The organism is Halorubrum sp. SP3, assembly GCF_005435195.1.
Classification (GTDB): domain Archaea; phylum Halobacteriota; class Halobacteria; order Halobacteriales; family Haloferacaceae; genus Halorubrum; species Halorubrum sodomense.
Genome location: NZ_SGTU01000177.1, coordinates 1 through 777 on the forward strand (window position 1 = coordinate 1; position 777 = coordinate 777).

A 777-nucleotide genomic window follows, 5' to 3' on the forward strand; every position below is an offset into this window, starting at 1 on the left:
ACTCGGGCCTCGGCAACGAGGGCGAGGTCGCTGTCGGCTACGGGACGAAGACTGCTTCGATGGACACAGAACAGATGGTCAATCAGGAGGCCGCCGAACTGCTGGAAGACCTCTATCAGAACGATCGGACGCCCAACGAGGTGTCCGTTATCGCTGACGAGGTACTTGACGCCTCCGCGGCCAAGTTCGACTGGAACGAACTGGAACTTGGCTACGAGGACGGTGGCGACCAGCAGCTCTCCATCTCGGGCAAACTGCGCGGGCTGGAGATCGAGGCGTTGTAACGAGATGACCCCTCTGTTTGGGCGTCACCACTATATCCGTTACCATTAATATCCTTCAGTTCTATTAGGAGGACGTGAGGAACGAACGGTGTCACGAAGTGACTCGTCCTCGCGTGGAACCCCGCCACACAGGGCCTCGTGGCAGGGGTAATCCGTTCTTTCAGATGACGTGGGGGCGGATACTCCCTGTGGTGTGACCACCGAGCAGCTCGCCCCCACGGATATTCCTTACAGTAATACCCCCACCACCAACCCCCCACGGGTCTGTCGTTCACAACGTGGGCGACAGGCCAAGTGGGGCTGCCGCCCCACGGGGTTTCTCACAACAGGGCAGATCCCGACACACCCTCGACGCTTGCTCACACAGCCACTCGGATTCACGTTAGGTAACCCAAGGTTATTTATATCTATAACCCAAACATACGGGTATGAGTCACACACGTGAAACCGAGGAACCGCCTGATGAGCAGTCCAGCGGACAGGATGATTCCGT

1 protein-coding gene is annotated in these 777 nt (G+C 57.9%); it reads left to right on the top strand.

From position 1 onward, the window contains the following. Nucleotides 1–284: hypothetical protein (locus EXE42_RS18835; protein ID WP_158293753.1), on the top strand; the 284-nt coding region annotated here is incomplete at its 5' end. Nucleotides 285–777: the final 493 nt, after the last annotated feature.